Here is a 21,728-nt window from a genome sequence, read left to right as displayed (position 1 = left end):
GGCCGCGCGCGGCGTCAGGCGACGCCGAGCAGGGCCTTGCCCACGATGTCGCGGATCGCGGGGCCGGACAGGGCCATGATGGGGCCGCTCATCGCGTCGCGCAGGTGGCGCTCGATGGGGCGGCTGCGCATGTACCCGGCGCCGCCGGCGATCTCCAGGGCCGAGGTGGCGATGGCCACCGCGGCCTCGTTGGCCACGACCTTGGACTGCAGCTGCAGGAGGCCGTAGCTCGGGTCGCCCGCGTCCAGGGCGGCGGCGGTGCGCGTGGCGAGGGCGCGCGCGGCCTCGAGGCGCAGGCTCATGTCGGCCACGGCGAACTGCACCCATTGCAGCTCGGCGATGGGCCGGTCTCCCGGCGGCAGGACGCGCTCCTTGGCGTAGGCCACGGCCGCGGCCATGGCGGCCTCGGCGATGCCCACGGAGAGCCAGCCGAGGCCGTTGGGGATGGGGTTGGGCGCCGTGGGATCGACAGCGAGCCGCCGCGACTCGGGCAGGAGCGTGCCCTGGAAGCGGACGATCTGGCTGCGCGTGGCCCGCATGCCGAGCGTGTCCCAGACGGGCTCGATGGCGATCGAGTCGTCCCTCTCGATGAGGAAGAACGCGGGCTGGCCGTCGCAGACCGCGGCCGTGAAGAAGAAGTCCGCGTGCTCGCACCCGGTGACGAAGCGCTTCTCGCCGGTCAGGCGATAGCCGCCCTCGGCCTTCTGGGCCACCTGGCGCGGCACGAGGAACATGTTGCCGCTGGTGGGCTCGGAGAGCGCGTTGCCGACCCACGCGCCGCGGCGGATCGCCTGCTCGAAGCGGGACCGCTCGCCGGGGTCGACCAGGCCGCGGTACACCGACAGGGCGCCCTGGTGCATGAGCCACGCCGTGGCGAACGACGCGTCGCCCCGCGCGAGGATGGCGACGATGCGGCCGAAGGTGAGCCACGAGCAGGGCGCGCGGGCGCCGCCTTCGCCGGCGGCCCCGCCGAGCAGCGCCGTGTTGATCGGGGAGCGGATCGTGGCGGCCAGCCCCTCGACCGGGAAGGTGGCGTCCCGGTCGTGCCGGGCCGCGTGCTCGGCGAGGACCGCCGAGATCCGCTCGGCCTCGGCGAGGAGCTCGTGGGCCTGAGATGCGTCGTTCTTCTCTGCATTCATGAGGTCGTTCCCCTGTGGCTGCGAGACACTGAGCTCGCCCGGCTGTCAACGAAGCCGGGTGGACGGAAAGTGGGGCCCCGGAGGTCCGCCGCGGCGGGCCCTCAGACCCGGCGCAGCCTCTCGGCCGCGCGCTCGAGCGTCTCGTCCCGCTTGGCGAAGCAGAACCGCAGGACGGGCCCGGGCTCCACGCCGGACAGGAACGGGGAGATCGGGATCGAGGCGACGCCGTGCTCGCGGAGGAGGCGCTGCGCGAAATCGGCGTCTCGCTCCGTCGTGATCGCGGAATAGTCGACGAGCTGGAAATACGTGCCCTCGCACGGCAGGGGCCGCAGCCGCGAGCCCTCGATGAGCTTCAGGAACCGGTCGCGCTTCGCCTGGTAGAAGGGGGCGAGATCGGCGGCGAGCGGATCGCGCGCCACGATCTCGGCATAGGCGAGCTGGATGGCCGCGTTCACCGCGAAGGTCACGAATTGATGCACCCGCTGGATCTCGGCCGAGAGCGGCTGCGGCGCCGCGCAGTAGCCGACCTTCCAGCCGGTCGTGTGGTACGTCTTCCCGAACGAGCTGATGACCACGGAGCGGTCGGCCAGCTCCGGATACCGCGCGAGGCTCTCGTGCCGGCGCCCGTCGAAGAGGATGTGCTCGTACACCTCGTCGCCGACGACGAGGGCGTCGGTCCCCTCGAGCACCCGCGCGAGCTCGCGCATGTCGTCGGCCGACAGCATCGTTCCGGTCGGGTTGTGCGGCGAGTTGATGAGCAGGAGCCGGGTCCGCGGCGTGAGCGCGCGCCGCACCTCGTCCCAGTCCACGCGGTAGTCCGGAAAGCGGAGCGTGACGAACACGGGCGTGCCGCCGTTCAGCAGCACGGCCGGCGCGTACGAGTCGTAGCAAGGCTGGAACAGGACGACCTCGTCCCCGGGTCGGACGAACGCGGTCAGCGTGCTGAAGATGCCCTCGGTCGCCCCCGAGGTGATCGTGATCTCGGTCGCCGGGTCGTAGCGGCGGCCGTAGAGCCGCTCCATCTTCGCGGACAGCGCCTCGCGCAGCGCCAGGACGCCCTGCATGGGGGCATACTGGTTGTGGCCGGCGCGCATGTGGCGCGCGACCGCCTCGACCAGCTCCGGCGCGCAGTCGAAATCCGGGAAGCCCTGCGACAGGTTGATGGCGCTGTGCTCGTTCGCGAGGCGCGTCATCACGGTGAAGATGCTGACGCCGGTCGACGGCAGCTTCGATGGGATCGCAGGTGGGGTCATGATGGGCTCCTCGGCCGGGTCCTGACAGGCCGGGACCTTAGCATGTCACCGCTTCAGCCGGTGATCCGGTCGCGCCCCGGCCGCTCCGCGATGATGACCGAGTTGATCACCTCGTCGTGCGGATGGAGCTCCAGGAGCGGCTCGAACGGCGCCATTCCATGGATGTCGACCTCGGGGTAGAGCAGCGTGCGTAGTCGCTGCGAGCTGCGGACGAGGAGCAGCGCGCCCGGGCGCATCACCCCGTGGAGGTGGTGGAGCAGGCGGCTCTTCTCGCGCCGGTTCATGCCGACGAGCGCGGCGAGGAACACGCAGTCGAACTCCGAGAGGTCGGAGCAGGACAGGGCGTCGGCGCAGATGAACCCGAGCTTCTCCGAGAGCCCGAGCCGGCGCGCGAGCGCGCGGGCGTCGGCGCACGCCTCCTCGTCGACGTCGATGTTGCTGACCTGGACGCCGAGGCGCTCGGCGAGCAGGAGCGAGGTGAAGGGCAGCGGACCGGAGCCGATGAACAGCACGCGCCGCGGCGGCTCGTCGCGCACGCCCCGCAGGCCGGAGAGCTCGAGCCGGGTCAGCTTCTCGTAATTCACGGCGTACGGGAAGCTCCGGAGCTCGGCCGCCGGGTCGTCCGCGGCGGCGATGCGCCGCGCCCAGTGGCGCTCCAGCTCGTACTCGCCGCGCGAGCAGACGCGCCACAGGCCCTCCCGGATCGCGCTCACGGCCGGATCTCCGAGCACCTCATCGGCCTCGCCGCGCGAGCGCGACATGGAGATGCTCACGAGCTCGCTGAACAGGTGGTTCACCCGCTGGCTCGGCTCGAGGGAGCCCATGCTCGCGAGCTCGTTGTAGATGCGGTGAATGCGTGTCGGAAGCGAAGAGTCGATGATCGTGTTCATGAGGCACTCCAGATCAGCGGACCCGCTCGTCAGGATCGGTGTGCGGGCCCTCGGCGGCCTCGCCGACGCCGGCAGGCCACTTGTGCGTCATGAACCCTGAAATGTCAATTGCAAATGAATTGCATTTAACGGGCGCGAGCGCTGCGCCGGGGCCGTCATTTCCCGTCCCGATGCGCCTGGGATCAGGCGGCCCGCGACGGCGCGAGGTGCGGCGCCTGGCGACGGAGGATGCCCTCGGCCGTGTACAGGCGCGAGAACAGGTTGCGCGTGGCCGGGTCCGGATCCTCCCAGAGCCTCCTCAGGTAGCTCGGGTCGACGAGGCCAGCGCCGCTCAGCACGCAGCCCTGGTCGAAGAGGATGGCGGCCCTGTCCGCGAACGGCCTCGAGAACCACATCTCCGCGGGGATGGGGAACCCTTGCTTCTTGCGCGAGGCGATCGCCGGAGGGACGAGATCGACGAGGGCCTGCTTGTAGATTCCCTTCTCGGAGCCGCCCTGCTGCTTCAGCTCGCTCTGGAAATCGAAGGCGACGCGGGCGAGCTCGGCGCTTGCGAGGGGCGAGCGGGCCTCGACGCTGTGGCGCATGCTGATGAGATCCATCTGCCGGAACTCGTAGACGACGAGCCGGCCGTGGAAGTGCAGGAGCTGGACTGCCTGCAGGCTGTCGAGCGGCCAGTCGCCGTAGAGCGAGAGGATCTGGCGGTATTTGCGGGTCGTCAGGCGCGCGGCGTCGTGGCGCGGCATGAGCTGCCTCAGGTCGGCCTTGCCGGACCAGTGAAAGGCGGCGAAGTAGCGCTCGGCGAGCTCGGCGAGGGGCACGTCCGCCATCGCCCGACCGTAGGAGTACCCGTCGAAGATCTCGTCAGGCCCGCTCCCGGAGAAGATCACGCGCGCCTCTCGCCCGGCCTCCTCGAAGAGCCGGATGAGGCAGGGCGCCTCCTGGGACCCGAGCGGCTCACCGGCGGTCTCGATCCACCGGTCGAGGTAAGCGCAGTAGTCGGTGTCCGACAGGGTGATCTCGGTGTGCTGCGTGGCGTGCTCGCGGGCGAGCGCCCTCGAATAGGCGAACTCGTCGAAGACGCTGTTGCTCCTCGGGAGGAGCTGACCCGTCGGCTGAAAGCCGATGGAGAACGTCCTCATCGGCAGGCCGGCGCGGCGGGCCGCGGCGAGGACCGCCGTGGAGTCGATGCCGCCGCTCAGCAGGAGACCGTAGGGGACCTCGAGGTCGAACGTCCTCTGGCATCCGTCGATGACCGCGTCCCTGATCTCCTGCCGGATCGCGGGGACGTCGGTCCTCGCCGGGTCGCCGCGCGGGATCCGGTAGAAGCGCCCCGTCGCTTGCCGCTCGGGCGTCCTGGTCAGCCAGGTGCCGGACTCGAGCTTGCGGATCTGCCGGACGTGCGTGGCGCTACCCAGGATGAAGCGGTGCGCGGTGAACTCCGCGAGGCCGTCGAGGTCCCAGTCCTTCCTGCGGTAAGGGTCCTTGATGAGCGGGTCGATCTCCGAGGCGAAGACCAGGGCGTCGTCGTCCTCCCACAGGTAAACGGTCTTCTGTCCGGTGGGGTCGCAGGCGATGAGCCCCGTCTGTGTCGCGCTGTCGAACAGGGCGAAGGCGAACATGCCCTCGAGGTGCTCCACGCAGGCGAGCCCCCATGCCTCATACGCCGCGAGGATGACCTCGGTGTCCGAGGCGGTCCTGAACGGGAACCCCGACAGCCGCGCGCGCAGGTCGCGGTGGTTGTAGATCTCGCCGTTGAAGACGATGGCGAGGCGCTGATCGGCCGAGGTGAGCGGCATGTCCGCGCCGGGGTTCCCGGCGTCCGTGATGCGCAGCCGGTTGCTGCCGAGCAGGGCCCAGCTCGCGCATTGCAGGGCGCCCCGCGCGTCCGGCCCCCGGTGGTGCATCGCCTCGAGGAGCGACGCCATCTCGTCGCGCTGCGCGGCGCCGATGGGATGCTTCTTGTTGAAGATGCCAGCGATCGAACACATCGAGCACTCTCCTGGAGCTGGGACCGGAACGTGACGTGGAACGTGACGTGGAGCACCGCGACGCGGCGCGCGACCCAGCGGCGGGCGTCAGGCGGTGACGGGCTCCCGATGGCGCGCCGGGAACGCCAGGGGCATGAGCCTCGGGAGCGCCAGATGGAGAGAGACGGAGCGCGTCAGGCTGAACAGGAGGAAGGCCATCCAGAGCCCGTGGTTGCCCCAGCGGGCCGAGGCGACAGGCCAGATGGCGAAGAAGACCAGGGTCGCGGCGAGCAGCGAGTTGCGGACGGGGCCGGCCCGCGTCGCGCCCGTGAAGACGCACTCGAGGATCATGCTCCAGAAGATCGCGAGGGGGAACAGGACCATCCAGATGAAGTAGCGGCCCGTCGTCTGCGCGATCGACTCCAGCGGCGTGAACAGCGCGAGGATGGCCGGCTGCGCGGCGAGGCAGGCGAGGCTGATGGCGAGCGCGGACAGCGATGCCGTCCAGAACGAGAGCCGGATCGTGCCGAGGAAGCGCTCCCGGGACTGGGCCCCTATCGCCTGGCCTGCGAGCATGCCCGCGGTGTTCCCGAGCCCGCCCAGCGCGCTGGAGATGACGAGCTGCATGTGCATCAGGATCGCGTTGACCGCCAGGGCCTCGGGGCCGAGGAGCGCGCTCTGGCGGGTGATCCAGCCGAAGACGCCGAGCAGGCAGGTCGTGCGCACGAGGACATCGCTGTTCACGCGCCACATGCGGGTGATGGCGTGGAGATCGGCGAGGTGCTGCCACCTCGGCTGGACGCCGCGCAGGTGGCCCTTGCGCCAGATCACCAGGAAGCCGACGACGACCTTCGTCACCTCGGCCAGCACGGTGGCCCAGGCGACGCCGCTCACCCCGAGGTCGAGCGCCGTGACGAAGGTGACGGTGAGGACCAGGTTGAGCAGGTCCATCCCGATGTAGAGCAGCGTCACCCAGCGCACCTCGGCCATGCCGATGAGCCAGCCCGCGACCACGTAGCCCATCAGCACGGCGGGAGCCCCCCAGATGCGCGCCTCGTAATAGGCCGCCGCGTGGGACTCGACCTGTCCGCGGGCCCCCATCAGATCGATGCCGGCGGCCCCGAGGGGGCCCTGCAGCAGCACGAAGGCGCAGCCGACCAGGCCCGCGAAGACCAGCGGACGAAACAGCTGCAACGCCGCCTCCTGGCGATCCTCGGCGCCGCGCGCCTGGGCAGCGAAGCCGCTCGTGCTCGTCCGGAAGAAGCCGAGGAGCCAGTAAAGGGTGTTGAAGATCTGGCTGCCGACGGCGACTCCCCCCATCGTGGCCGCGTCGCCGAAGTGCCCCATGACCGCGGTGTCGGTGGCGTTCATGAGGGGCCCCGACAGGCCGGCGAGGGTCAGGGGGAGGGCGAGCTTCCAGTACGATCCGAAGCTCAAGGCCTCCTTTCGGGGCTGCGTGCGGTGCTGGGCCATCGGTCGAGCTCTCGGCACAAGGTGAGGTTCAGCGTGACTCCAACGTGAAGGAGAGGAGGTGTGTCAGGATCTCGTCGTAGGGAGCGGACCAGGTCTTCCGCCTCAGGAGCTCGGGCTTGAAGCCCCGGCGGAGCGCGTGCCCCGTGATGCCCTGGAGGTTGCTTGCGTTCGAGAGCACGGTGATGACCTTTCCTCCCGGCGCGAGCAGCTCTCGAGAGGCGATCTCGTCGAAGAAGCGCGCCATGATCGCGGAGCCCGAGAAGTTCACCCGCGTGAGATCGGGATCGTCGGAGCGCAGCGGGTTGGCGGGCGGGTTGAAGGCGATCACGTCGGCGCGCCGCCCGGGCGGAAGCGCGGAGAAGAGATCCGAGACCAGGAAGTGATGCCTTTCGGGGTCGCGCGCGCCCGTGTGCCGCTCGAAGCTCGCGAGGCTCGACGCGACGCTCGCTTGATGGATGTCCATCGCGTAGATCTCGCGGGCGCCGCGCTGCCGCGCGAGGATGGGCTCGACGCCTGCCCCGCACCCCATCACGACGACCGAGGCGCCCTGCGTCTCGACGAGCCCGTCGTGGAGGGCGTCGAAGATCACCTCGCTCGTCCCGCCCGGCACGAGGACGCCGGACGGGACCGCGAACCTCAGCCCGCGGTACACGTAATCGCCGCCCAGGACCCTGGTGCCCCGGTTGACCTGCTCGATCTCCTCGGCGGAGAGCATGGGCGGCAGCGAGAGATAGAATCGTCGGATCGGCTCGGTGAGCGCGGCGATCTCGCGAGGGGCCAGCGCCAGCCCGTGAATGTCCTCGATCCGCGGCGTTCGATTGTCCATGGCTCAGGTCTCCCGTGCTTTCCGGTCGCGGGTCAGCAGCGTGCAAGGTTCGCTCGACGGTCCCCGGTGGGCGGCCGGCCGGGCACTGGCCTCGCGCGAGGCGCTCGCCTCTTCCAGCCACGGCGTCGCGTCGATGCGGCGGACGGCCAGCGGGATCGTGGCGCCGAGCAGCGCGAGGACGCCGAGCAGGCCGGCGAGGCCGGAGAGGTGCAAGGGCCGCGGGCCGCCATCGAAGCGGTGGCGCGGGACGTCGTCGATGCCGAACGCGGCGAGGCCCTTGTGATTGAAGACGAGCGGATAGAAGTACTGCTTCAGCTGCTCGTGGTAGGCCACCATGCTGTCCCTGAAGGCGAGCTCCGTGGCCATGTCCGTGCCCGCCATCCGGTCGAGCACGAGCTCCAGCGCGAGCGGCGGCAGGGCGAGCGCGGCCCGCGCGGTCCACTGCTCACGGCGCGCGAGCGCAGCGTGGTAGTCCTCGACCTGCCGGGCGACGTGCGCGTCGCCCATCTCGTGCATGGCGTAGTACCAGGGCCAGGAGAAGCGGTCTTCCGGTACAGGGGTCTGGGCCCACTCGGGTCGACGCGCGAAGAACGGGTCGAGGGTCGCGCGCTTCGGCCGGTCCCAGCCGGCGTTCATCTCCTGCCGCTGCGCGAGCGTGAGCTCGACGCCGCCGCGCGCGGGAGAGGCGGTGATGATCGCGAGGTTGACGAGCGCGGGGAGCAGGACGCACCAGGCGATCCAGACGCCCACGAGCGAGATCGCGTTCCACGCGGACGAGCGGCGCAGCGAGGCCACGAGGAACACGAGGACGAACCAGAGCGCGATGTACGCGAGCGACGCGAGCGCGAAGGCGCCGGCGCGCGCGTCGAGCGGGAGGCCGAGCCAGGCGACGGCGAAGGCGAGCAGCGCGAGCGCGACGGCGGAGACCAGCCCGGCGCGCAGCGCGAGCCGGAGGGCGAGCACGCGGGACAGGCGCGTCGGCTGGGAGCAGACGAGCGGCTCGGTGCCGAGGTCGTCGTCGCGCGAGCGAACGTCGTAGCTCACGCCGATGATGAAGAGCGGGACGAGGAAGATGAGGACGAACCCGTAATCGAAGCTGCCAGAGAGCTGCTTCAGCGGGTTGGCGATGTCGGTCTTGTAGAGCTGCGGCACGAGGCCGATGAAGCGCAGGTGCCGGCTGTACGGGTGCACGTCGCGCAGCCCGGTCGAGAGCGCGGTCCACTCGTTCGGCTCGTGCGCGACCGGCATCGCGAGGTAGTAGAGGACGAGGCCGAGATCGTCCTCCGGCGCGTGCGTCTCGCGGAGGTAGCTCTCCTCCTCCCTGAGCGCCGGCTCGAGCGCCGCGATGACCTCGCGCTCGCGGGCGACGCGGGCCGCGCCGTCGACGATGGCGGCGACGCCGGCGGCGAGCAGGAGCGCGGCGGCGACGAGGACCATCCGCGCGCGGAGCATCTGGCGGAGCTCCAGGCGCGCACGTGAGGGAAGACGTACGAGGAGACGTGCGGGAAACGAGCTCATGACGCCTCTCCCTGGCGGCGGGTGAAGAGCGCGACGGCGAGCGAGAGCGCCGCCGCCCACGCGAGCAGCGCGAGGCCGGCGGGCGCCACGCGGGACAGCGCCCACGCCGCGGGAGGCCTCCTGTGCTGGAAGGGGTCGAGCTCGCTCCACTCCGCCCGATCGACCCGCTGCGCCTTGTCGTCGTGCCAGCGGATCTTCGTGATGTGCAGGTGGTTCAGGTGCTGGATGAAGGCATAGCGGTGCGCCTCGGCCTGCTCCTCGAAGTCGACGAGGTGGTGGGCGTCGGTGCCGGCGATCCCCATCGAGAACGACCGGATCGCGAGCAGCGGCGTGAACAGGCCGGCGCGGAGCGCGAGCGCGTCCTGGGCGCGGTGCGCCTCGAACAGCCGCGTGGTGTAGTCGTTGAACACCGCCGTCGTGACCTTCTCCCCCTCGCGCATCACCACGCCGCCGTAGTTGACCGGGAGGTCCTCGACGCGCGACGCGCCGTGCTCGGCCAGGGTGCGGCGCCGGAGCTCCTGGAAATGGGGGTTGTTCGGGTCGTGGCTGTCTCCGACCTCGCGGTTCGCGCGCGCGAGGTCGAGCTCGACCTGGGCGCGCGACGGCGTGGGGTGGAGGCGGCTCGCGGCCTCGGTGGCGAGCCGCGGCATGACGATCCAGAGCGCGACCCAGAGGCCGAGGAGCGTCAGGAGCGCGCCCTGCGCGCGGCGGTGGAACGACGAGACGAGCACGCCGAGCGCCGTACAGGCCGTCAGATAGACGGCGTAGCCGCCCGCGAGCGCGGCGGCGCGGACGAGCGTGTCCCGGGACGCGTCGAGCGCGCCCGTGAGCAGCGCGCCCGCGAGCGCGAGGGCGAGGAGCGGCGCGAGCCACAGCGCGACGGCGAGCAGCGCGCCGAGGACCTTCCCGGCGACGAGGACGCGCGCGTCGACGCCCTGGGAGACGGCGATGCGCCATGTCCCCGATTCGCGCTCTCCGGCGACGCTCGCGAACGTCATGCAGAAGATGAGCAGCGGAAGCAGCACCTGGAGGACGAAGGCGGCGCTCGGGGTCCCGAAGCGCGCGAGCTCGCTCGACTGCCCGGCCTCGCTGAAGCTCAGCGAGTTGCGCTGGTGCGGCTCCAGGAAGATCGACGTGCCGGCGAAGGACTCGAGGCCTGGATCGAAGAAGCCGAGCGGGCTCGGGGCGCGGAAAGCGAAGGTGCCGTAATGGGCGGCGCGGTGCGGGTGGCGATCGGGCTGGTCGACCCACTGGCGATGGACCAGCTCCTGGAAGGCCGCGCGCTGGCGGGCCTCCTGGGTGTGCCGCGCCGCCTCGAGCAGGAAGGCGGCGACGAGGAGCGCCGCGGCGAGCGCGGCGGCGATGCGGACGGTGCGGCTGCGCAGCGCGCGGATCGCCTCGTGCCGCGCCGCTGTGAAGAGGGCTCTCATGCGCTGACTCCCTGAGGGGCTCGTCGGACAGCGGCAGCGTCAGAAGCTCAAGGTGCCAGTCACGTACGCCGAGCGAGCGTTGCCCGGGTTGTGCTGGGCCCCTGTGGCGCCGAAGTCCTTGTACCAGATGGATGTGTCGTAGGACTGGTCGAGCAGGTTCTTCACCTCGGCGCCGACCGAGATGGCCTCCGTGACGTCGTAGGCCGCGCTCGCGTTGACGACGACGTAGTCGCCGACCTTCCGCGCGCCTTGTTCGGGGGTGAAGTTCTCCTTGTTCAGGTAGTAATCGCCCTGCGCGTAGAAGAAGAGCGAGACGAGCAGGTCCCGCGCGGGGTGAACGTCGATCCCGCCCTTGGCGCTGAAGCTCGGGACGTGATTGAGCTCCTTGCCCTTGTTCGCGGCGAGCGCCGGTCCGGGCTCGACCTGCTCGGAGAAGGTGCGGCTGAACGCGCCCCACACGGAGAGGAAATCGTACGGCCGGAGCGTGAGCTCGACGTCGAAGCCGCGGCGCACCGTCTCACCGACGTTCTCGAGGTCGCCGGAGCCGTCGCCCTTGTCCCGCACCTCGCCGCTCGCGCGCTGCTCCCAGAAGGCGAGGTGGCTCGTGATCCACGGAAAGACGCTCGACCGATAGCCGATCTCCCAGCCGTCGTTGATCGAGGGATCGAGCGGCGTGCCCTGAACGGCATAAGCACCCTTGCCCGTGCCGATCTGGAACGTGCGCCCGTAGTTGGCATACAGGCTCTGCCCCTTCACCGGCGTGACCATGACGCTCGCCTTCGGCTGCCAGATGAAGCCGTAGTCGTTGAGATCGTGGTCGACCATGCGGGCCGCCTCGCCCTCGGGCTGCTCCAGGAAGCTGCCGGCGCCGGCCAGGCGGTCGGCCCGCAGCGCGGCGACCAGCTTGATCGGCTTGATCGGGCTCGCGCTCGCCTGCACGTAGGAGCCCGCGGCGTGGAGCATGAAATTCTCGTCGCGGAACGCCGGGCCTCGCCGCTCGCGAGCGACCGTGGGGATGCGCTGGTACCGGTTGTCCTGGAGCTGGTAGTCGACGCCCCACTCGACGGTGAGGTCGAGCGCCCGGGGGTCGCGCGTGCGGTACGTGAGCACCGAGATCGCGCCGTACTGTCGATCGTCCTCGATCCGCAGCTGCTGGTCGAGGTCGGGGTCGAACTTCACCCACCGGTCCCTCAGGAACGCCTGCCCGTAGCCCTTCAGCTGCCACGAGAGGCCCCGGGTGAGCTCGTGATCCAGGTGGACGCTGGCGTGGAGGGTCGTCTGCCGGCCGCCGTCGGTCGCCGACTGGGCGGGCGACGCCGTGGGGCGCGAGCGCGCGTCCCCGGCGGACAGGTAGCCTGGGGCGTCGGCGTCGAGGAGCATGCCGCGCAGGATGAGCCCGACCCGGAGCTCCCTGGACGGCTCGTAGAACCACTTGGCCGAGCCTGCGACCTTGTCGGTCCTCGCGTGATCGCGGTGGTTGTCCGAGCCGCGGTAGCCGGCGAAATAGGTCTGGCTCAGCGCGCCGTGCTCGGTCGCGACGAGCGCCTGGGGCTCGACGGTCCAGAAGCTCCCGGTGAGGAGCCGGGCGATGCGCTCATTGCCCGTCTTTCGGGTGATGACATGGATGTTGCCAGCGACGTTGTTCAGGCCGTAGCGCGGGTCGTTCGTGCCCTTGACGACCTCCATCCGCTCGATCTCGAGCGGGAAGACGGCCTTCATGTCGGGGAGGCCGACGTGGTGGTTGCTGGGGATGCCGTCGATGAGGAGCTTCGTGTGGGCGACGTCGCCCTGCGTGTTGAAGCCGCGGAGCCCCACGTCGGCGTTGATGATTCCCTGGTTGAACGACTCGATGGTGACCGCCGGCGCGCGCCGGAGCAGCTCGAGCGGCTCGGCCGCGCTCTGCTTCTGGAGCTCCTCGGCGCCGAGGACATCGACCGAGGCCACGACGTCGGCGCTGTCGAGGGGGCCGACCCGCTGGCCGATGACGAGGATCTCCTCGCCGACCGCGGCGGTGGTCGAGAGGAGCGCGGCGAGGGCGGCGGCGAGGCCGGAGGTGCGCGCGCGGGGGGTCATGACAGGACCTCGGGCGCGGGAGCGGCGGCCGCGCTGCTGCGCGAGGGGAGAGGGGGAGCCGCGTCGCCCGGGGGGTCGAAGTGCCGGCGGTACAGCGCGAGGACCTCGGCCTCGGACACGCCGGCGGCGCTCGTGACCTCGACGAGCCGGCCGGCCTTCATCACGCCGATCCGGCGCGCGATGCTCGCGACGGCGCCGAGGTCATGGGTCACCATCAGCACGGCGGCGCCGCGCGCGCTCTCGCGCCGGATCGCGCTGCAGAGCTCGCGGGCGGCGCTCGGATCGAGGCCCGACGTCGGCTCGTCGAGGAGCAGGGCGGCGGCGCGCCTCGCCTGCGAGAGGGCGAGCACGACCTTCTGCCGCATGCCTTTGGAGTAACCGCTCGCAGGGCGGTGCACGGCGCCCTCCGGCAGCCCAGCTGCGGTGAGCAGCCGCGAGAGCTCTGCGGAGGAGGGCACGCGCGCCCGCGACAGGCCGAGGAAATAGGCGAGGTTCTCGCAGCCGGTGAGGTGCGGATAGAGCCCCACCTGCTCGGGGACAAAGGCGATCTTCCGCCGCGCTTCGATCGGATCGGCCTCCACGTGGGCGGAGCCCACGTACGCGGCGCCGGAGGAGGGCCGCGTGAAGCCGAGGAAGAGGTTCAGCGTGGTGGTCTTGCCCGCCCCGTTGGGCCCGAGGAGACAGAACACCTCTCCGGCAGGGACCTCGAGATCGAGCGCGTCGAGCGCGGGGACGCCCCCGTAGGACTTCGAAAGCTTGTTCGCCGTGAGCATGGCTGGTCCGCCGGGACATCGCCGCCGGCGGCGCACCGTATGCGATCGATGCATCGGAAAGTCAATTGCAAATGTGATGCAATTGCATCTGTAGTGCCGAGGGGAGACCGGTCGGCGGGGTGGAGGCCGAAGGCCGCCCCCTCCCTGGACGACGCGGCGCGGGGCCTGTTCGCCGGGGCGTCGCGGCGTGTCCGTGCGCTCCGGACGATCGTGTGGGTCAACCCGGGGAGCGAGGGCGGCCGCGCCCTGGCCTGGCTCGAGGCCGGCGCTCCGGCTGAGGTCGTGTATCGGCTCCGCGCCGGCGAGCCGCGCCCGTGATAGCGTGCCTGCCGCCGGCGCGGGGGGCGGCGCTCCGTTCCTCTGCGCGCGGCGGAGAGAGAGGGGGACACCGTGCGGCTGAAGGACAAGATCGCGCTCATCACCGGGGCGAGCAGGGGAATCGGGAAGGCCAGCGCGCTCGCGCTGAGCCGGGAGGGGGCCGTCGTGGTCGGCGTGGCGCGCACCACGGCGGATCTGGACGCGCTCGAGCGGGAGATCCGCGAGGCGGGCGGACGCGCGCTGATGATCGCGGCCGACGTCACCCGCGCCGCGTCCGTCGCCGCGTGCGTGGAGCGGGCGGTCCGCGAGCTCGGGAGGATCGACATCCTCGTCAACAACGCGGGCATCGGCGGATACCGGCCCTTCCTCGAGTGGTCGGAGGACGACTACGACCGCATCATGGCGACGAACGTGAAGGGGACATGGCTGTTCTGCCGCGAGGTCATCCCCCACATGCGCCGCCAGGGCGGCGGCCACATCATCAACGTCGCCAGCGTCGCCGGCCTGCAGGGCTATCCGAGCGAGGCCATCTACTGCGCCTCCAAGTTCGCGCAGATGGGCCTGACCCAGGCGCTCGATCGCGAGTTCTGGCAGGACAACATCAAGGTGAGCGCCGTCTGTCCGGGCGGCGTCGAGACCCACTTCGCCCTCGGCGACGGGCGCACCGCCGGCTCGGAGCGCATGCGCGGCTTCTCCACGCCGGAGGACGTGGCCGAGGCCGTGGTGCTCGCCGCGCTGCCGCGGGACCGCTCGCGCATCGTGCAGATCGTCATGCGGCCGATGAACGAAGCCACGTAGCGCGCAGGCTCGCCTCGCGCGCCGCCGCGCGCGCTCAGACCGCGGCGCGCGGCCTCGCCAGCGTCTCCCATGCTGCCATCGCGCAGTCGACGATCGCCTGGAGCGCCTCGCGCGAGGCGCCGTCGCGGGCCTGCAGGGAGAGGCCCTGGAGCACGGTGGTGTAGAAGGCGGCGAGCGCCGCCGTGTCGGTGCCCGCCGGCACGTCGCCCTCGGCGACGCCGCGATCCAGCCGGCGCCGGAGCGCGTCGAGCGCCGCCCGCCGGCACCCGGCGAGGTAGGCGCGCACGCGCTCGTTCTCCGGCGTGCCGAGCGTCGCGGCGAGCACGACCATGCAGCCGCTCGGCTTGCCCGGCGTCGCGTACCCCTCCACGTTGCCGCGCAGCATCGCCTCGACCGCCCTGCGCGCCGTCGGCTCGTCGCTCATGGCCCGGTTCGTCGCCGCGCCCTCGACCTCGTTGTAGAGCGCCACGGCCTCGCGAAACAGCGCCTCCTTGCAGCCGAACGCGGCGTAGAGGCTCGGCGAGTTGATGCCCATCGCGGCCGTGAGATCGCTGAGCGAAGTGCCCTCGTAGCCCCGCTCCCAGAACACCTCCATCGCCCGCCGCAAGGCGGCGTCCCGATCGAAGCTGCGCGGGCGACCCCGTCCGACCATCATCGAGACCTTTCTGTGTTTCTGTGACGATCGATAAAAAAACCGATTGACCACCGGTTGCGGGACAGAGTACATATTCTGTATCGATCTGTACAGAAAAGAGGTACTCATGGCGGAGTTCGCAGGCAAGGTGGCGCTGGTGACCGGGGGCAGCCGCGGGATTGGCGCGGCGATCGTCAAGCGGCTGGCGCGGGGCGGGGCGGATGTGGCGCTGACGTACGTGAGCGCCGCGGACAAGGGGCGCTCGGTGATCGCCGACGTCGAGGCGGCGGGTCGGCGGGGGATGGCGATCGCGGCGGACACCGCGGATCCGGCTGCGATCGTCGGCGCGGTCGAGCGGACGGTGGCCGAGCTCGGCAGGCTGGACATCCTCGTCAACAACGCCGGTGTCGCCATCATGGCGCCGATCGAGGCCGTGACGCTCGCGGACCTGGACAAGACGCTGGGGATCCATGTGCGGGGCGTCTTCCTCGCCTCGCAGGCCGCGGCGCGGCACATGGGCGCCGGCGGGCGCATCATCAGCATGGGCAGCTGCCTCGCCGACCGGGTGCCGGGGCCGGGAATCGCGCTGTACTCCATGAGCAAGTCCGCGCTGGTCGGCCTCACGAAGGGCCTCGCCCGCGATCTCGGGCCGCGCGGCATCACCGCCAACCTCATCCAGCCCGGCCCGATCGACACGGACATGAACCCGGCCAACGGCGCTGGAGCGGAGTTGCAGCGGAGCATGCTCGCGCTCGGCCACTACGGCAGCACCGACGACATCGCCGCGACGGTCGCTCACCTTGCCGGCGAAAGCGGGCGCTTCATCACCGGCGCGACGATCACCATCGACGGCGGGTTCACGGCCTGAGGGGGGCCGCGCGGCCCGCGCCGGGCGCCGGTCGCGCGGCCACCAGGGCGACTCCAAGGGAGGTACGGCGCGGTGCCGTCGCGTGCGTATCAGGCCGGCCGCGCCTCCCTCAGAGCGACTCCAGGTAAGCGACCAGAGCGCGCCGATCGCCGGCCGACAGGTGGGCGGTGTGGCCCATGGCGCCGTCCACCCCCTCGACCAGCGCGAGCAGCGTCGGGTAGCGGCCGTCGTGGTAGTACGGCGCGGACCGGCCGACGAAGCGCAGCGAGGGCGTCTCGAAGGAGCGCTCCGTCTCGAAGCGCGTCGCGCTCCGCACGTCGTGCCGCGCGCCGTCGGTGGTCAGCTCGTCGCCGACATGGCAGCTCGAGCAGCCCGCCTCGCGGGCGTGGAAGAGCTCCTCGCCGCGCGCGGCGAGCGCCGCGCGGGCGCCGGCCGCCGCGGCTGCCGGCTCTGCGGCTGCCGCTTTTGCGGCGCCGGCCGGCGCCGCCGCGAGCGCGGCGCGCTCCTCGGCCGTGAGGACCGCCGCCTCGGCGGGCGGATCCATGCCGCGGAGGTACGCGAAGATGGCGTCGCGCTCCTTCGCGCTCAGGCCGGTGCCCGCGAGCCGGGACATGGTGCGGGCGAAGTGGCTCTCCAGGTCCTTCTTGCTGCCCTCCCAGCCGTACGGCGCGGTTCCGTCGAGCCGCCCCATGAGCATCGGCGTCTGGCGCGGGCCCTCCGGCGTCGACCAGGTGAGCGCGTCGTCGCGGCCGTCGGGGTGGCAGCTGGCGCAGGCGCGCCCGTCGAACGCGACGCGACGGCCGCCGGCCGCGTGGAAGAGCCGCTGGCCCGCCGCGCGCTGCTCGTCGAGGCGCGACGCGCGGGGCAGGGTGATGACCGGCAGCTCGCCCGCGAGCTCCTTGCCGGCGGCGCCGATCGCGGCCGGCCCCGGGTCGCGCGCGGCGGGCAGGATCGTCAGCGCGCCGTCGAACCGGGAGAAGACCACGGCGCGCCGGCGCGCGCCGTCGACCGCGATGGCGGTGGGCCCGGCGCCCACGCGGGCGCGGAAGAGCTCGCGTTCCCGCACCGATCCGGTCCGCTGCGGCTCGCCGGAGATCTGGGCGCGGGCGTCGTAGGCGATCACCTTGTCGTGGCCGAGGCACGCGACGAGCAGGACCTCGTCCCCGGGCTCGATCGCCGCTGCCCGCGGGAGCCGGCAGCCGCGGAGCCCGAGGTGGGCCGAGACCTGCGGGACCTCCGCGCGTTCGCCCATCGCGTCGACGACCGCGATGTGCTCGATCACGGTGTGGACGAGCGCGCTGCCGTAACCACCGGCGCCCGTCGCGGGCCCCGGATCGACGAGCGCGATGGGCGCGAAGACCGCGCCGCTCGCCGCGCGCGCCAGCGCGAAACCCTGGGAGCCGCGGCGATCCACGTTCACCGTCGGGCGGCGCATCTGGAACGGCATCCCGTCCTCGAGCTCGAAGGGCGCTTTCCGCGACGGCCCGCTCGAGCTGCGCGGGAAGGGTTTGGCGAGCTTCGACGTCGATCTCGGGGCGCGCCGCTCCACCCCGTCGGTCGACAGCTCCCGCGCGCCGGTCGGCGCGCCGCCTTCGCCGAGCGTCACGACGCTGATGCGGCCGCCGACCGCGTGGGAGACGAACGCGCGCCGGCCGTCGCTCGACGCGACGACCGCGCTGGGATCGCGGGCGAGCGGGAGCTCGCCGGTGCGCCGGAGGTCGGCGGTCGCGAGGCTGGTGAGCGCGTGGCCCCAGCGGCTCGCGACGAGCAGCGTGGCGCGGTCCGGCGTCATCGCGAGGCCCACCGGCTCGCTCGCGACGGGCACCAGGCACCTTCGCTCGAGCGGGGCGGCAGGGCCCACCGGCTCCAGCACCTCGAGCAGGGCGCGGTCGCGCAGCGAGGCCACGACGCGGCCGTCGCCCAGCACGATCACCTGGGCGGGCCGGCCGGCGAGCGGCGTGCGCGCGAGCGCGGCGCGGGCGTCGATGTCGACGGTGTGGAGGGCGGCGTCGTCCTCGTCGGCGACGAAGGCGAGGGTGCGCCCGCCGAGCTCCGCGAGGGCGACGCCGGAGCCGGCGTGCGTCGCGTCGAGGGGCGCAGGCGCGGGGCCCGCCGCGCGCCGGGCGCAGGTGGGTGGCGGCGGCGCCTCCGCCGCGGCAGGGGGGCTGGGCGGCGGCGCCGGGGCCGGGTCGCGCGGGGAGGGGGTGCAGGCGAGGGCGACGAGGACGAGGGCGGTCGGAGCGGCGGCTCTCATGCCTGGACCATCGGCCCAGCGGGCGAGAGTGTGACAGAGGCGTCGCCGCGGGATGGTCGCTCGCCTGGCCTGGCCTGACCGGGCTGGAGCGCCGGAGTATCAGCCAGCCTGCTCTCGCGAAAGGTGTACACTCGGATGCATGCCCCTCGGCGACGACATCCCCGCTGCGAGGATGCGCGTTCCATGGAGCAGATGAGCGCGTGGACATCGTGGATCCGGGGACTCGGGTGGCCGACTGGGATGCTGCCTGGGACGCTTGACAGCGCGGGTCCGGCGTCGGATACGCTATTTATCCACGATGCGTGGGAGCGGCGCGACGGGGCGGGGTTGGCGCTCAAGGCGCTCCACGCGCCAGGCCCGCATCGACACAGAACGGTTCCCGGATCGGAGAAGCAAGCATGTCAGATGCTCTAGGAGAGCTCGTCAAGCCCGTCATCGTCGGCCGTTCCAGCTCGCACTTCACGCGTGTCACGCGGATCTTCGCCGCGGAGATGGGGGTCGACCATTCGCTCGAGGTCGTGCGGGACCTCATGTCGTCCAACGCGGCGGACTACGGGGGCAACCCCGCGCTCAAGCTGCCGGCTCTCCGGACATCCCGCGGCGTGTGGTTCGGCGCGCTCAATGTCTGCCGCGAGCTGTCGCGGCAGTCGAAGCGCGCGGTACGCACGGTATGGCCGGAGGACCTCGATCAACCCCTCCTCGCGAACGCCCAGGAGCTCGTCGTTCACGCGATGGCGACGGAGGTCGCGCTGATCATGGCCGGTGCCGCCGGGGCCGGCGACGGAAGCGCGCTCCAGGCCAAGCAGCGAAAGAGCCTTATGAACACCATGTCATGGCTGGAGGACAACGCGGGTCACGTGCTCGCCGCGCTCCCGTCGGACCGGGATCTGAGCTACCTGGAGGTTGCGCTGTTCTGCCTCGTCACGCATCTGGAGTTCCGGCGCGTCCTGCCGACCGATCCCTATCCGGCGCTGAACGGCTTCTGTCGAGAGTTCGCGGCGCGGGCGTCCGCCGGCGAGACCACCTACCGGTTCGACCCCTGAGCGCAGCCCGCCATGGCGCCGCCACCCGACCGACGCGCATACCTCATGCGGGAAGCCCGTGATTCCGGCCTTCTCCTCCCTGGCATGCGATCTGCCGGGGACGCCACGCATGGGAGACGCCGACATCACCTTGCGCCACCTCGCCCGGAGGAGGCCCGGGGACCTGGTGCGCGCCTTCGTCCCCGAGGGCCATTGCACCGAGGTCCTCGGCTGGATCGACAGCCAGGTCACGACCCTCGAGCGCCGCGTCGACAAGGCCCTGCGCCTGCGGGTCGACGGCGAGCCGCGGGTGCTGCATGTCGAGTTCTGCTTCGCGCTCCGTGACGACGTACCGGATCGCGTCTTCGAATACCTCGGCTTCCTTTTCACCGCGCTCCGCCTCGAAGCCCCCGGCGAGCCGGTGCCGCCGATCGAGAGCGTCGTCGTGGTCCTCTCGGGCAGAAGGCGGCGCCTGCCTGCGACGGGCGAGCGCTCTACCGCCTGGCCGGGGCGGCGGTTCAGCGGCGTGCACTTCAGGATCGATGCCGTCTACCAGCACACGATCGGCGAGCTCCGGGCGCGCGGCAGCGTGCTCTGGCTGGTGTTCGCCCCGCTGACGCGGAACGCGACCGCGGCGGCGCTGCGGGAGGTCGTCGCGGAGATCCACGCGGGGGCGGCGACGCCCGCGGAGCGGGCCGAGCTGTACACGGCGCTGCTGGTGATGGCGGCCATCGATCCCTGGGGCCATAATCTGATGAAGGAGCTCGTCGACATGGTGGAGGACAAGGAAGAGGGGCTGCTCCGGCGCACCCCGATCATCGGGGAGCTGATCATCGAGGCCGAGCGGCGAGGGGAGCAGCGAGGCGAGCAACGGGGCGAGCAACGAGGCGAGCAACGGGGCGAGCAACGAGGCGAGCGAAGGGGCGAGCAGCGCGGGGAGGAGAAGGCGATCGCGGAGCTGCTCGGTCGCCTCTTCGCGCGGCGGATCGGCCGACGGCCGACGGCGGAGGAAGAGCGCTCGATCATCGAGCGAGCCCGCGCGATCGGTCCGGGCGAGGTCGAGGATGCCTTGCTCGATCTAGAGAGCGAGGCGCTGGTTCGCTGGCTCGCGGAGCCGGTGCGGAGCTCGTGAGTGCCCGCAGGAGCATGGAACGCTTGGCGCGCGATCGCCGTTCTGCAGGCACGTCATGCAGCAGCCGAATCGGCGCGGCGCAACGACGCGACGTCATCCTGCGCACGCGCTCCACCCGCGTCCACACGGGCAATTGACTCGTGATTTCGGGTGGTTGAGCGCGCAGAAACAGCCCGCGTCGTCGAGAAGACGTGCGGCGCTGCCTCCCGCGGCGTCAGCCGCGTAGCATCCCTCCATGGCGACGTTCCTCGATGTGCTCATGGGCCTCGGTCTCATCGTGATGGTCGCGGGCCAGATCTGGCTCTGTATCAGCGCGTTCAAGACGAACTCTGCCTGGGGCGTCGTCGTCCTGCTCCTGCCGTGCTGGGGCGCCCTCCTCTTCGTCGTCGTTCATCGGAAGGGCGACGAGGCGCAGCCCTTCATCATCGTGATGGCCGGCGCGCTGCTCGCCGCCGGGGCCGGAGGTGCCAAACGGGTGTTCGGGCAAGGGGGTCGGTCCGCGGAGGCCGCATCCTCTCTGCCAGCGTCGGTGCCTCCACCGAGCGTGACGGCGGACACACCGAGAGCGCAGGAGCTGCCGCGGGTTGAGGCGCTCCGCCGCGCGTGCGAGGCCGCGCGGAGCCAGATCTACAGGGGAGCCCCGTTTCCACCGCTCGCGACCGAGGGCTGGCAGGTCACGCTGTGGTTGGCCAGCGCGAAAGGCGAGAGCTTGCACGACCACCCGGCGCTCGTCGCCGCGGTGTCCAGAGGCCGATTGACGGCGGATGCGGACGAGGAGCTCGCGACCGTGACGGACGGCACCGCGGAGCTCGCCGATGGGCTCGCGCCCGACGCGGTGAAGGCCGCGCCGGCCTTCCGCGCCGCGGCGATCCGGATGGGGGGAGGATACGCGCGGGCCTACCTCGAAGATGCCTCTCGAAGGCGCTTCGTCGCGCTCGCCGACCGGCTGCTCACCGCCACGGGCGCCGAGATGGGCGCGCTCTATGGCCAGTGCGCGCACCTGAAGACGCACGAGCTCGGGTCGTGGTTCCGTGGCGCCGACGCGGCCGGCGCGGCGGCGGCGCTCGTCTACCAGATGGGCATGTTCAGCGAGAGATCGGCGGTGAACCGGGCAGTCCTCGCCAACATCGACCACCACGACGAGCTCGCGGCGCTCCAGAAGGCCGCCGCGAGGGTGCCTGCGACCGAGCTCGCCGCCCTCGTCGCGCGGCACGGCGGCGCGCTGAGGAAGGCGCCGGGCGTGACCATCACGTTCGGCCTCGGCGCGCCGATGCGCGCGACCTCCGCGAGCCGGGCCGTCGCCGGGAAGATGGGAGTCGGGGCGGATCCGAACTGAATACCGGAGAAGCGGGCGTTCATC

The 21,728-nt window shown here is 71.7% G+C and carries 18 protein-coding genes; 6 read left to right on the top strand and 12 right to left on the bottom strand.

Going from position 1 to position 21,728, the window contains the following annotated elements:
• Positions 1–14: 14 nt before the first annotated feature.
• From ACSRUE_RS04410 to ACSRUE_RS04365, 10 genes are all read right to left on the bottom strand, one after another.
• Positions 15–1,139, bottom strand: a complete 1,125-nt coding sequence (locus ACSRUE_RS04410; protein WP_441289931.1) for an acyl-CoA dehydrogenase family protein — start codon at positions 1,137–1,139, stop codon at positions 15–17.
• Between the two features lie 101 nt (positions 1,140–1,240).
• The gene (locus ACSRUE_RS04405; protein WP_441289930.1) at positions 1,241–2,392 is read right to left on the bottom strand and encodes a methionine aminotransferase; all 1,152 of its coding nucleotides are present in this window, start codon (positions 2,390–2,392) and stop codon (positions 1,241–1,243) included.
• Positions 2,393–2,445: 53 nt separating this feature from the next.
• Positions 2,446–3,282, bottom strand: coding sequence for a nicotianamine synthase family protein (locus ACSRUE_RS04400; RefSeq protein WP_437762800.1), 837 nt, complete (start codon positions 3,280–3,282; stop codon positions 2,446–2,448).
• A gap of 182 nt (positions 3,283–3,464) precedes the next feature.
• Complete coding sequence (gene asnB / locus ACSRUE_RS04395; RefSeq protein ID WP_441289929.1) at positions 3,465–5,270, bottom strand: asparagine synthase (glutamine-hydrolyzing); 1,806 nt, start codon at positions 5,268–5,270, stop codon at positions 3,465–3,467.
• Between the two features lie 87 nt (positions 5,271–5,357).
• Positions 5,358–6,686 (bottom strand): MATE family efflux transporter, encoded by a 1,329-nt coding sequence (locus ACSRUE_RS04390; RefSeq protein WP_441289928.1) that lies wholly within the window; start codon positions 6,684–6,686, stop codon positions 5,358–5,360.
• A gap of 64 nt (positions 6,687–6,750) precedes the next feature.
• The gene (locus ACSRUE_RS04385; protein WP_441289927.1) at positions 6,751–7,548 is read right to left on the bottom strand and encodes a methyltransferase; all 798 of its coding nucleotides are present in this window, start codon (positions 7,546–7,548) and stop codon (positions 6,751–6,753) included.
• Positions 7,549–7,551: 3 nt separating this feature from the next.
• Positions 7,552–9,000, bottom strand: coding sequence for a DUF3526 domain-containing protein (locus ACSRUE_RS04380; RefSeq protein ID WP_441289926.1), 1,449 nt, complete (start codon positions 8,998–9,000; stop codon positions 7,552–7,554).
• A 62-nt stretch (positions 9,001–9,062) separates the two neighbouring features.
• Positions 9,063–10,496: a DUF3526 domain-containing protein gene (locus ACSRUE_RS04375; RefSeq protein ID WP_441289925.1), complete on the bottom strand. Its 1,434-nt coding sequence runs from the start codon at positions 10,494–10,496 to the stop codon at positions 9,063–9,065.
• A 39-nt stretch (positions 10,497–10,535) separates the two neighbouring features.
• Positions 10,536–12,569, bottom strand: coding sequence for a TonB-dependent receptor (locus tag ACSRUE_RS04370; RefSeq protein ID WP_441289924.1), 2,034 nt, complete (start codon positions 12,567–12,569; stop codon positions 10,536–10,538).
• The gene (locus ACSRUE_RS04365) at positions 12,566–13,342 is read right to left on the bottom strand and encodes an ABC transporter ATP-binding protein (RefSeq protein ID WP_441289923.1); all 777 of its coding nucleotides are present in this window, start codon (positions 13,340–13,342) and stop codon (positions 12,566–12,568) included. The genes ACSRUE_RS04370 and ACSRUE_RS04365 overlap by 4 nt, the downstream gene beginning before the upstream one ends.
• A 93-nt stretch (positions 13,343–13,435) precedes the next feature.
• On the opposite strand from ACSRUE_RS04365, the gene ACSRUE_RS04360 reads away from it, so the two are divergent.
• Positions 13,436–13,660, top strand: a complete 225-nt coding sequence (locus ACSRUE_RS04360) for a hypothetical protein (RefSeq protein ID WP_441289922.1) — start codon at positions 13,436–13,438, stop codon at positions 13,658–13,660.
• A 72-nt stretch (positions 13,661–13,732) separates the two neighbouring features.
• On the top strand, positions 13,733–14,458 hold the full coding sequence (locus ACSRUE_RS04355; RefSeq protein ID WP_441289921.1) for an SDR family oxidoreductase: 726 nt from the start codon (positions 13,733–13,735) through the stop codon (positions 14,456–14,458).
• 34 nt (positions 14,459–14,492) lie between these two features.
• Here ACSRUE_RS04355 and ACSRUE_RS04350 read toward each other — a convergent pair whose 3' ends face one another.
• Entirely contained in the window at positions 14,493–15,110 is a 618-nt protein-coding gene (locus ACSRUE_RS04350; RefSeq protein WP_441293057.1) for a TetR/AcrR family transcriptional regulator, read from the bottom strand.
• Between the two features lie 109 nt (positions 15,111–15,219).
• On the opposite strand from ACSRUE_RS04350, the gene ACSRUE_RS04345 reads away from it, so the two are divergent.
• Complete coding sequence (locus tag ACSRUE_RS04345) at positions 15,220–15,960, top strand: SDR family NAD(P)-dependent oxidoreductase (protein ID WP_441289920.1); 741 nt, start codon at positions 15,220–15,222, stop codon at positions 15,958–15,960.
• A 109-nt stretch (positions 15,961–16,069) separates the two neighbouring features.
• On the opposite strand, the gene ACSRUE_RS04340 is transcribed toward ACSRUE_RS04345, so the two are convergent.
• Entirely contained in the window at positions 16,070–18,214 is a 2,145-nt protein-coding gene (locus ACSRUE_RS04340; protein WP_441289919.1) for a cytochrome C peroxidase, read from the bottom strand.
• Between the two features lie 398 nt (positions 18,215–18,612).
• Between ACSRUE_RS04340 and ACSRUE_RS04335 the strand changes: the two genes are divergently transcribed.
• The 3 genes from ACSRUE_RS04335 (at position 18,613) to ACSRUE_RS04325 (ending at position 21,704) form a co-directional block, all read left to right on the top strand.
• The gene (locus ACSRUE_RS04335) at positions 18,613–19,257 is read left to right on the top strand and encodes a glutathione S-transferase N-terminal domain-containing protein (RefSeq protein WP_441289918.1); all 645 of its coding nucleotides are present in this window, start codon (positions 18,613–18,615) and stop codon (positions 19,255–19,257) included.
• 109 nt (positions 19,258–19,366) lie between these two features.
• Positions 19,367–20,368, top strand: a complete 1,002-nt coding sequence (locus ACSRUE_RS04330; RefSeq protein ID WP_441289917.1) for a hypothetical protein — start codon at positions 19,367–19,369, stop codon at positions 20,366–20,368.
• Positions 20,369–20,603: 235 nt separating this feature from the next.
• Complete coding sequence (locus tag ACSRUE_RS04325) at positions 20,604–21,704, top strand: hypothetical protein (protein ID WP_441289916.1); 1,101 nt, start codon at positions 20,604–20,606, stop codon at positions 21,702–21,704.
• Positions 21,705–21,728 lie beyond the last annotated feature (24 nt).

Source organism: Sorangium sp. KYC3313 (genome assembly GCF_052075895.1).
GTDB classification, from domain to species: Bacteria; Myxococcota_A; Polyangia; order Polyangiales; family Polyangiaceae; genus Sorangium; species Sorangium cellulosum_B.
Note: the sequence above shows the minus strand (reverse complement) of the source record. Positions and strands in the feature narration are given on the sequence as shown.

What these genes read in the sequence shown, in the direction of transcription:
- ACSRUE_RS04410 (WP_441289931.1), bottom strand. Translation starts at nt 1,139, where the DNA reads ATGAATGCAGAGAAGAACGACGCATCTCAGGCCCACGAGCTCCTCGCC.
- ACSRUE_RS04405 (WP_441289930.1), bottom strand. Translation starts at nt 2,392, where the DNA reads ATGACCCCACCTGCGATCCCATCGAAGCTGCCGTCGACCGGCGTCAGC.
- ACSRUE_RS04400 (WP_437762800.1), bottom strand. Translation starts at nt 3,282, where the DNA reads ATGAACACGATCATCGACTCTTCGCTTCCGACACGCATTCACCGCATC.
- asnB (WP_441289929.1), bottom strand. Translation starts at nt 5,270, where the DNA reads ATGTGTTCGATCGCTGGCATCTTCAACAAGAAGCATCCCATCGGCGCC.
- ACSRUE_RS04385 (WP_441289927.1), bottom strand. Translation starts at nt 7,548, where the DNA reads ATGGACAATCGAACGCCGCGGATCGAGGACATTCACGGGCTGGCGCTG.
- ACSRUE_RS04380 (WP_441289926.1), bottom strand. Translation starts at nt 9,000, where the DNA reads ATGCTCCGCGCGCGGATGGTCCTCGTCGCCGCCGCGCTCCTGCTCGCC.
- ACSRUE_RS04375 (WP_441289925.1), bottom strand. Translation starts at nt 10,496, where the DNA reads ATGAGAGCCCTCTTCACAGCGGCGCGGCACGAGGCGATCCGCGCGCTG.
- ACSRUE_RS04370 (WP_441289924.1), bottom strand. Translation starts at nt 12,569, where the DNA reads ATGACCCCCCGCGCGCGCACCTCCGGCCTCGCCGCCGCCCTCGCCGCG.
- ACSRUE_RS04365 (WP_441289923.1), bottom strand. Translation starts at nt 13,342, where the DNA reads ATGCTCACGGCGAACAAGCTTTCGAAGTCCTACGGGGGCGTCCCCGCG.
- ACSRUE_RS04350 (WP_441293057.1), bottom strand. Translation starts at nt 15,110, where the DNA reads ATGGTCGGACGGGGTCGCCCGCGCAGCTTCGATCGGGACGCCGCCTTG.
- ACSRUE_RS04345 (WP_441289920.1), top strand. Translation starts at nt 15,220, where the DNA reads ATGGCGGAGTTCGCAGGCAAGGTGGCGCTGGTGACCGGGGGCAGCCGC.
- ACSRUE_RS04340 (WP_441289919.1), bottom strand. Translation starts at nt 18,214, where the DNA reads ATGAGAGCCGCCGCTCCGACCGCCCTCGTCCTCGTCGCCCTCGCCTGC.
- ACSRUE_RS04335 (WP_441289918.1), top strand. Translation starts at nt 18,613, where the DNA reads ATGTCAGATGCTCTAGGAGAGCTCGTCAAGCCCGTCATCGTCGGCCGT.
- ACSRUE_RS04330 (WP_441289917.1), top strand. Translation starts at nt 19,367, where the DNA reads ATGGGAGACGCCGACATCACCTTGCGCCACCTCGCCCGGAGGAGGCCC.
- ACSRUE_RS04325 (WP_441289916.1), top strand. Translation starts at nt 20,604, where the DNA reads ATGGCGACGTTCCTCGATGTGCTCATGGGCCTCGGTCTCATCGTGATG.